The 8,935-nt window shown below is 51.0% G+C and carries 8 protein-coding genes; 7 read left to right on the top strand and 1 reads right to left on the bottom strand.

Going from position 1 to position 8,935, the window contains the following annotated elements:
• Positions 1-370: 370 nt before the first annotated feature.
• The 5 genes from AC2FJF_RS11790 (at position 371) to AC2FJF_RS11770 (ending at position 5,225) form a co-directional block, all read left to right on the top strand.
• Positions 371-832, top strand: coding sequence for a hypothetical protein (locus AC2FJF_RS11790; RefSeq protein ID WP_496725570.1), 462 nt, complete (start codon positions 371-373; stop codon positions 830-832).
• A 55-nt stretch (positions 833-887) separates the two neighbouring features.
• Positions 888-1,502, top strand: a complete 615-nt coding sequence (locus tag AC2FJF_RS11785) for a hypothetical protein (protein ID WP_281996018.1) — start codon at positions 888-890, stop codon at positions 1,500-1,502.
• A gap of 400 nt (positions 1,503-1,902) precedes the next feature.
• Entirely contained in the window at positions 1,903-2,076 is a 174-nt protein-coding gene (locus AC2FJF_RS11780) for a hypothetical protein (RefSeq protein ID WP_157054209.1), read from the top strand.
• Positions 2,077-2,860: 784 nt separating this feature from the next.
• On the top strand, positions 2,861-4,294 hold the full coding sequence (locus AC2FJF_RS11775) for a hypothetical protein (RefSeq protein WP_496725569.1): 1,434 nt from the start codon (positions 2,861-2,863) through the stop codon (positions 4,292-4,294).
• Entirely contained in the window at positions 4,284-5,225 is a 942-nt protein-coding gene (locus tag AC2FJF_RS11770) for a metallophosphoesterase family protein (protein ID WP_496725568.1), read from the top strand. The genes AC2FJF_RS11775 and AC2FJF_RS11770 overlap by 11 nt, the downstream gene beginning before the upstream one ends.
• On the opposite strand, the gene AC2FJF_RS11765 is transcribed toward AC2FJF_RS11770, so the two are convergent.
• Complete coding sequence (locus tag AC2FJF_RS11765) at positions 5,226-5,984, bottom strand: DUF4956 domain-containing protein (protein ID WP_496725567.1); 759 nt, start codon at positions 5,982-5,984, stop codon at positions 5,226-5,228.
• 182 nt (positions 5,985-6,166) lie between these two features.
• Between AC2FJF_RS11765 and AC2FJF_RS11760 the strand changes: the two genes are divergently transcribed.
• Positions 6,167-7,099 carry an SdiA-regulated domain-containing protein gene (locus tag AC2FJF_RS11760; RefSeq protein ID WP_496725566.1) on the top strand — a complete coding sequence of 311 codons (933 nt, stop codon included), beginning with the start codon at positions 6,167-6,169 and terminating at the stop codon, positions 7,097-7,099.
• Between the two features lie 219 nt (positions 7,100-7,318).
• Positions 7,319-8,863: a ShlB/FhaC/HecB family hemolysin secretion/activation protein gene (locus AC2FJF_RS11755; RefSeq protein ID WP_496725565.1), complete on the top strand. Its 1,545-nt coding sequence runs from the start codon at positions 7,319-7,321 to the stop codon at positions 8,861-8,863.
• Positions 8,864-8,935 lie beyond the last annotated feature (72 nt).

Here is an 8,935-nt window from a genome sequence, read left to right as displayed (position 1 = left end):
AGCACAACAAACAATTCACAAGTCGTGGTGCTCTCATCCGCGTTTAGCGAGGCCGGAACACAGGTCACAGTCGGCGTTGGCGAGGATCGTGCTCCTTGGAATTGCATTGCTTACAGTGATGGCGCGACAGCTGGTATCGAGTTCCTTGGCGACGAAGGCGCATTGTGAGCAGTCTGCTGCGTAGCCGATAACGGCTGCGCAGCACTGGCTCGCTCTTCGGGTAGTTCGATTTGGTTTGTAGAATAACCACTATTTTATTCGCGATCCTTTACCTGTTAGCGTTGGTTGCGTTCTTAACGGGCACATTTGGCTGGTTAGGACAAGAAAGAGACCCTTTGTCCGGGGTGTTCCTTCTGCCGTTGGGACTACCTTGGATACTCGTAGCGGACTTGCTCTCGGAATCGACAAAACCTTGGTTCGCGGCGCTCGCACCGGTTTTCAACCTGTTAGCGCTGGTCTTGATTTGCAGATGGGCACGCAGATTGCGCCAGTAGTGGTGGCTGAACTCTTTCTCACCAAAAGGGAGGAAAACATAGGAAAAGTGATCTTGGGTATCGTGATCGGGCTCGCCCTCGGCGTGGTTGGGGCGATGACCATGGGTGGCGGTGCCGCGATAGGTGTCGGCGTTGCGACTGGCTTGTCCGCCGGTGTCTGCACCACATTGAAAGGAGCACAAGCCGAGAATCTGATCACCGCCGAGCAAGCGGATCAGATCCTCAATCGCGTTAATTCCGAGATGGCGTCACTGCAAGGAATTGAAACGACAGGCGAGATCGTCGGCAGCGCACAGGCATGCGACGAGTTTCTGTCAAAGTTACGAGTAACTAAGTGAGGTTCCGCTTTGTAGGGAACAAAACTCTAAGGATTAGCCAGCAAGGGACCATCTGATGAAATTCGCTGTACTTAAATTCCTCGCACCGATGTTCGCAATCGCAGGCACGGCTTCGTTTGCAATGTCTGAAGCAGACGACGCGTGTATCGACCACTTGCGGCAGGTTGGTGGACCAGACGGTCAATCCGGAACGATTGAAAGCTCAGAGTTCTCAGAGGCGGGTACGCTCGTCATGCTGCGAGACGCAGGTGGAACACTTTGGCGCTGCATCGCGTACAAGGATGGAAACATCGGCGAGATGGCGGTTGTCGAGGCGATGGATGATGGCGGTGGAGCAGTGGCAGGCGCGGCCGGTTCTACCGGTAGCCAACGTGTCAAGTTCGATGGTGGTTCCACCGGCGCCGAACTCGTTGGTGAACTCGCGCCCGGAGCGTCACAGCAATATGTTCTCGGTGCCAAAAGCGAACAGTTCCTTTACGTTCGCGTTGCTCCGCGAAATGGCTCCTTGGACTACGTTATTCGCAACCCCGATGGTTCTGAACTGTTGGGATTGATGTCCGCGGACAAGGAGTATCGAGGACAGCTTTGGCAATCTGGTGATCATGTTGTGGAGGTTATCAATCGCAGCAACTCTTCCGTCGACTACAACGTCATTTTCGGAATTGAATAGGTGATCAATCAGAAACCCTGGAACGCAAGTATAAAAAGAGAGGGAAAAACAGATGAAACCCAAGGTCCTATTGGTGATCGGCACGGCGTGTACTACTGCGCTTGCAGCATGCGACGACAGTGGCGGATCAGTGGATGCAAGTGCACCAACTGTGGGCAGCTCTAGCGATCTTTCGTCATTTGAAGGGGCAAGAGCGGGCCAAGCTGAAATGGGTATTCAAAGTCTCGGGTTTGAACTCATCCGAAGCGAGGGGCTAACCTCGTACTGGTTTAACAAGGATACCGGTGCATGCGCTCGGATCACGACCTCCGAGGGAAGGTACTCAGATGTAGCTATGCTGCCATCAGGTGACTGCTGACAGACTTCCATCAATCCCAAATCTGAAAGAAGGTGTTCAAACTTGCAATTCGACCTGGCACACGCGGCGGTCATCGTTGTCGCCTTAATCATCACTAACCTGGCATTGAAATCGGCTGGCGTGATCAATGAAGAAAACAAGCACCAATGGAACTGGAAAGTTGTTCTAGCTTACTTCGTAGTCGTCGTTATCATCAATCTGGTGTGGCCCATTTAAAGTTTCACAGCGGAAAGCTAACTGCCCACTTGATATGGTTGTCGTGAACTAGCCTTTCCGAGAGACTATCAGGTCGCAAGAGTTTGAGCATCAAAGGTTCAAGTATAGAAAGGAGATGGCATGCGGTTTTTGGCGTCCCTCATATTCATTGGTGTTCTCGCAACCACTGCGAATTCTGACGTGACCAGTCGAAATGGCGGTCCAAGCAACAGTCAAATGCTGTCAAAGGGTGGTGACGGAGGCGTTGATGGTGTCGATTTCTTTCGCCCAGTATTAAGCGGAGTGTTGTATCGATCCGGTTTCAAGGGTGGCGACAAGGATCGAACTGGCCTAAGTGAGGGTCAACGCGAAACTCTGTGCGGTGAAGGGTTTTCAACCGGGTTTTATGCCGACTTTGGCAAAAACACTGAATACGGTCGCACCAGTTGTGGAAACGGATCCTTTGACTATCAAAGTGCCAGATCCTCCCGACCCAGTGCTGTCATGGCGTCCATACACGAGGTGATTCAAAACCCTGGAAAAGGCCCTGTCCTGGTGCACTGCATGTGGGGTGTTCATTCCTCGGGAGCATTGTCGGCAATGGCGCTCGTTCAGTTTTGTGGTTGGACGGAAGAAAGGGCCAAGGAATATTGGAATGATGCCCGAAACGGGGCCCCATGTTCAGGCGGGTGCGACCAGTGGATTGACTCAAAATTCTCCAACTTCAGCGTCGACCCCAAGTTGAAAATCTCCACCGAACAACAGGCAGCGATTTGCCCCAAATGATATTGGGAGGACTATCCAAATGAAGTTCAACCTTCTGGGGTCACTTGCTTTCATTGCACCCACCGTCTTATGGGCGAACGACGATGTTCTAGGTGAAGCCACGACATTTGATAGTCCCAACGGCGGTACTGAACGCTGTATTCGGATCGAAAAAATTCCAATGGGCGAGTATAAGAACAGCGACCTTGAGGAAGAAACAACCTATTGCGAGATCGATTTCTATGCCTCCGAAATTGCGATTTGCCCAAAAACTTGGAGCACCAGCCCAGGAATGGCCGTCTACGATATTTCGGAAGGACCTTACGTGGGGAACCGTTTTGAATTCGAGAGAAACGCTTGCAAAGAGGGGAAGGCAGCAAAAGATCTGGCCAAGGAAAGAGTGGCCAAGTTCAAGTCCACCATGAACCAAAAGGGCACCAGCGGAACGTTTTCCACCTCGTCGCTGCTTTACTATCATTTCTCCAGATATTTCGATGCGACTGTCAAAGTTCCAGTCGCTGTTTGGCGTAGCATGGACGCCCAGGCGCATTTTTCCGAAGTCGCAGAGCCTGGCCTTGCGATTTCTGGTGGCTCTCATGGCGGGCGCATGAACCACGAAGGCTGGCGGGTCTTCGCAGCTGCGGATGCTGACCCGAACTCATACCAGCCAACCGACGATCTGTTCACCGCAGATCGAACGCAAATATACGGTGTGCTGCTTGATAGCCCTGGGCATCGATACGGCTCGGAGATCAACGGCACCCGTAAATCTGGTTGGGGGAAAGGTCAGAACCGCGATTTTCAGGAAACTCCTGCTTTCTTGGCTTTGCGTTCTTCAAAACCCTTGCCAGAGGCCATTGTAGATGGCGTCGGCGAAGGTCGAAAAGACCGGATGATCAACAAGGATCTCGGTCCCGATGTCAGCGACCAACAGATGGCATTTTGGATGCAAGAACTTACCGAGATTGTTCTCCTCGATTTCATCTTTAGCCAGCAGGACCGCGTAGGAAACATAGACTTCACACCCTATTGGTATTGGGTCGAAGACGGAAAGCTGAAGCATAAGAAAGCCAAGCACCATGAGCCAAACGATGAAGACGTTCCCGCCGACGCATTATTGATCCGTCGCAGCAATCTAAACGACAACGATGCTGGTGCGCGTATCGAGTATGCCAACTTCGCAAAATCTACTCAAATGCTGGAGAAAATTCGCCACTTCTCTCCAAGCACGTACCGGCGCTTGGTTACATTGAATAGTGACCTTCAAACCCAAGGCCCGGTCTATGACTGGCTATCGCAAAGCATTGGGTTGTCAGACAGTCAGATTGCACAAGTTGTCAAAAATACCGCGCTTGCAACATCCATCCTCCAGGACAATTGTTCTAATGGTGATTTGATGTTCGACTTGGATCCTGTCGCTTTCTTTGTGAGAAACGACACCGTAGTGGAGGCCGTGAACTGTAGTGACCCGTAAGCTTTCTAAGCTTTTTGCGGCGTTCATTTGGACCGCTCTGCTCACCTGCAAAGCGGCGGCATTGGATGTAATCGTCATATCGGATCTGAACGGAAGCTATGGTTCGGTAAGATACGATGCCCGCGTCGACAAAGCGATTGAGCGCATAATCGAGATTGATCCCGATCTGGTGATTTCGACCGGAGATATGGTCGCGGGACAGCGCATTCCCAACTTGTCCGACAAACAGGTCAGGGAGATGTGGAAGGCGTTTCACGAGGCGGTATCAGATCCTTTAACGGCTGCCGGAATTCCGTTTGCGGTCACGCCGGGAAACCATGACGCCTCCGCTTACCGAGGGTTCGAGCGTGAAAGAAAAATATACGCAGAGGAATGGACGCCGAGAAAGCCAGACGTCGACTTCCTGGTTTCAGATGACTACCCGTTCTTCTACGCATTTGAGATGCAAGGCATTACGTTTGCGTCTCTGGATGCTACGACCCTAGGGCCGCTGTCCGGCGATCAGCAGGACCGACTTGTGGAACTGGGTACAAGTGGAGACCCGATTGTCACTTTCAGTCACCTCCCACTTTGGCCCTTCGCGATCAAGCGTGAACGCGAAATCATCGGTGACCCAACACTTGAAAAAATCTATTTGGAAAGCGGTGTGGTTCTGCATCTGTCAGGCCACCATCATGCCTTCTATCCGGGTTGGAAAGATGGTGTTGCTTACGTCTCCCAAGCTTGTTTGGGAGGTGGCCCGCGACGGCTTATCGGATCAAAAGCCAGATCACCTCACAGCTTCACTCATGTTACGTTCCAGCCAAACGGAAAATTTGGGATAGCAGTATATCGAGGACCTGACTTCGAAAGGTCGGTAAATTTCAAGTCGCTTCCGGAAGAGATCAGATCCCCGAATGCAGTCTTGAAACGTTTAGACCTTGTGAAATGACTAGAGGTTGAGTTTCAGTTCAACTTTTTCAGGAACCAGATCGTTTATCATCTCTTCTATCCGGGCTTCTGAAAGTCCACCCGAGGTGATGAAAAGCAATGAGACGCGAGACTTTCCGGGGACGTGGTGTTTTCTGACCAGCTTCCAGCCAGCGTCTGCGGCCATGGCTTCAATGTCCCCGCTGACTTTCAATGAGTGCTCTTCGTTTGAAGCCTTGAGCGAAATTTCCACGCCCTTGTTTCGCCCACCGAGCCAAATGAAACACCAACATACAACCGCCACCAGTGTGGCCATCAAGGGTAAGCCCAGCCCTACCGCCAGCCCAAGCACGGTGACTATAATCATTTCCACCGTGTCGACCGGGTCATCCATATTTGATCGGAACCTTAACAGAGCTCCTATTCCAAAAATCACGAACCCGATCATCGATCCGTGCTGTACGACCAGAAACCCAACCGCCATGCCGACAAGCGCATAAAGGAAGAACAGTCGCGGCATGACGATATCGCTGACACTTCTACGGGCTTTACGTCTCACCGGATGATAGACGATCAAGCCAGCCAGAATGATCGTGACGATCACATCGAGAGTAAAGAAATACAGTTCCTGTTTGCCACGAAACTGCGTCCACCGGCGTTCGATGAGAATTTCCGATTCCGAAGCCCCGGCCAGCATCGTCGCAGGGTCGACTTGTGACACCGCAGCACCTGGCAACAGCAGCATCAACAACACGGTCACAAATGTGAGGGTCGTATTCAACTTGTCTTCCTTCCTGCTCACGCCAAAGGCTTACGCTTCACCAAAGGCACATCGTGCCCTATTCAATTCAATCGCAACAGGCGGGATCAGGTAAAGAGATTACCGTGCATTCTTCGGACATCGCGTCCGGACTGTGATACGAACGCTGATACAAGGATATGGTCCAAGCGCGAGAAAATTGAATGGCAGAAAACAAAGTGTTTCCGTCAAAACCTACAATTTCACGGTGTTTCTGCAAACTTAGACGACTCGCTTTTACGGCCAGCTTGGTTGCGGCAGCCATCTTGCCTTGGACCGATTTTGCCTACGCCGAAAGTGCTGGTTTGGTTCTGGTCGATAAATTCAAGGTGGCAGACAAATCAGAGGGATTTTCAGAGCCTTCCGGTTTGGCAATGTCTAACACTGAAGGCTTCTTGTGGTCTGTAAGTGATGCCGAACCTAAACTGCACCTACTCGGAGTCGACGGGGTATTAGGAAACTCTTTCAAGTTGCCAGCATTGGCAGGATCAGATTTGGAGGGTGTTGCACCTCGAAAAGATGGGTCTGTTTTGGTGCTTCAAGAAACTGACCGATCAATCCTAGTCGTTCACCCAACTGACCCCATTCAACTGACGACAATACCTCTCGCATCTCTTAAAGGTTACCCGACCGCCGCTGAATTACTCGTCGGCAACCCTTTGAATAAGGGACCCGAAGGTATCGCCGTTGACCCGGAATCCGGGCGGGTCTTCGTTGGCATCGAGGGACAACCAAGGTTGTTAATGGTGTTATCGCCAGAGCTAGACGAAATTATTGAGATCATTCCTTTAGCCCGCGATGCAGGTTTTATCTCCGAGCGTGTAGATGATGATGAACTGGATTTGAGCGGCCTGGCATGGTCCCGGTCCTCGCGTTCTCTTTGGATTGTGAGTGACAAAGGCCGTCAGATCTTCATCTACAATCCAGAATCCAAGTCCGTAAAGTCTATCAGTTTGACGTTCACAGAAGATGGAAAACAAAAAGAAGTTAAACATCCCGAAGGGATCGCTCTCGATGAGATCAGAGGGCTTCTCTATATCCTGACAGATGATGCCAAGAAATCGCGGCTTTATGTTTTTGAGCAACCGGAGTTGTGAGGACTGTCCTACTAGTTCTCTACTCTGCGTGGTTGAAAAGCGGGGTTGTGTAAATGAGTGCCGTCTTATGTGCAGTATATTAAGTAAATCTGCGCTCTGTTCGATATGTTTCTAAAAAACATCACCCATCAATATATTCGAATAGCGTCAGGTTCACACATGCGAACCATGTAATATCGTTGGGCTTCAACATGCTCAGTCACCTTAAGGTTATCGATAATGCCCGTATCCAATTCGGTTGTAATTGCGATCATTTGCACTTTAGTGGCCTTTGTTGCAGTTCCAAAATACAGCATTGCCCAAACCTGGGACATCGCATCACAGCACTCTGTCAGCGGCGTAACGGTATATGATACGGATGAGCTGTTAACGTTTGCCGGTCAGTTGGCTTTTGATCGGTCAGGGCGCATCACAGCAGTGGATGTCGCATCAACGATCACGCAGATCTACCGAGAAGACGGTTACTTCTTGGCTGAGGCCTGGCCCGGCCCCGATGGGCAGAGCATAATTGTTGATGAAGGGCGCATTCAAACCATCGAAATTGAAGGTGTAGATACGCGCACGTTCCAAACCCTAGAGAAGATTTTTCGGCCCCTCACCACCTCCTATCCCATAACGCTGAAACGATTTGAGCGGGCGGTTATGCTAGCCGAGGACATACCTGACTTGGAGTTGTCGACCGAACTTGATTACCCGGATCAGGCTGGTGCTCGGCTGAGAGTATTGGGAGAGCCACTGCGAAAACAAGCCGGTAGTGCGACACTCGACAACCCTCCGCGTGAGCTTGGAGAAGCGCTAAGCTTCTATGTCGTGCAAGAGTTTTATTCAACGCTGACCGTCGGGGATTTGCTGCGATTTGAGGGATCAGGCAATTACAATTGGGACAAAGACGATGAGCACTCTTTATGGGGCGCTCTTACCTATCGCACGCCGCTGAACAGCAATGGTCTGTACGGTGAGATCTTCTACGGGAACATAAACGCAAAACGTGACCTCTCAGGGGACTTTGCGAGAACAGATATTGACGGCGAGAACTTCACAGTCGCGATGGGTTACCCCGTGATCCGCGATGTGGCCCGTTATGGATATCTTCTGCTGGACTATCGCCTTTCAAAAGCGGATTCAGTCAGTGGTGGCGTTCCACTATCCAGTGACGCGAGTGTCGTTGGCCTTACATATCTTTACGGGCAAAACTATCCAAAGGGACAAGCTCTGGAAGCGGGGCTAACCTTATCTTTTGGTGACAATGACAACGACACGACAGACGCGAATTTTGACGACGGGGACTCTTCGTTCTGGCATCTACGAGGCGGCATCGGATACGAAAGCCCACTAACGGGCTTGTCGCCCAACACAGCTTGGCGCACCGAGATTTGGGGGCAGTACACAACAGACCGGCTGCCCTCTGTCGAAGAGTACTTCCTTGGTGATCGCTATGCTTTGCGCGGATATCGTTTTGACGAAGTGGATGGTGATTCCGGGATTTCCGCGATTTTCGAAGTGTCTCATTCCTACTTCCCCAGTTCCCAGAGCATACATCGCTTAACGCCCTTTGCCTTTTTCGACGTGGGTTACATCTCGAACAATGACCCTGCGAGTTTTGAAGTTGACAATGCTACACTGGCATCGACAGGTCTTGGGTTGGACATTGAGTTTAAGCAAAATCTATTCCTGTCCGGATATGTCGGTGTCCCTTTGAGAGACGGTCCGTTGACCGACTCAGGCGATCCTGGCGCGTATCTTGCTCTGACAACAAGTTGGTGAGGATGTTATGAAACTGAACCGAATTTCTGTACTTACCGCAACTTGTCTAATTGCAGAACTGGCCGCTACTCA

Source organism: Ruegeria sp. CDSB013 (genome assembly GCF_059611165.1).
The sequence above is the reverse complement of the archived record's forward strand: the minus strand, read 5'-3'. Positions and strand labels throughout refer to the sequence as shown.

Coding starts and splice junctions, on each gene's coding strand:
- AC2FJF_RS11785 (WP_281996018.1), top strand. CDS start 888: ATGAAATTCGCTGTACTTAAATTCCTCGCACCGATGTTCGCAATCGCA.
- AC2FJF_RS11755 (WP_496725565.1), top strand. CDS start 7,319: ATGCCCGTATCCAATTCGGTTGTAATTGCGATCATTTGCACTTTAGTG.
- AC2FJF_RS11760 (WP_496725566.1), top strand. CDS start 6,167: ATGGCAGAAAACAAAGTGTTTCCGTCAAAACCTACAATTTCACGGTGT.
- AC2FJF_RS11775 (WP_496725569.1), top strand. CDS start 2,861: ATGAAGTTCAACCTTCTGGGGTCACTTGCTTTCATTGCACCCACCGTC.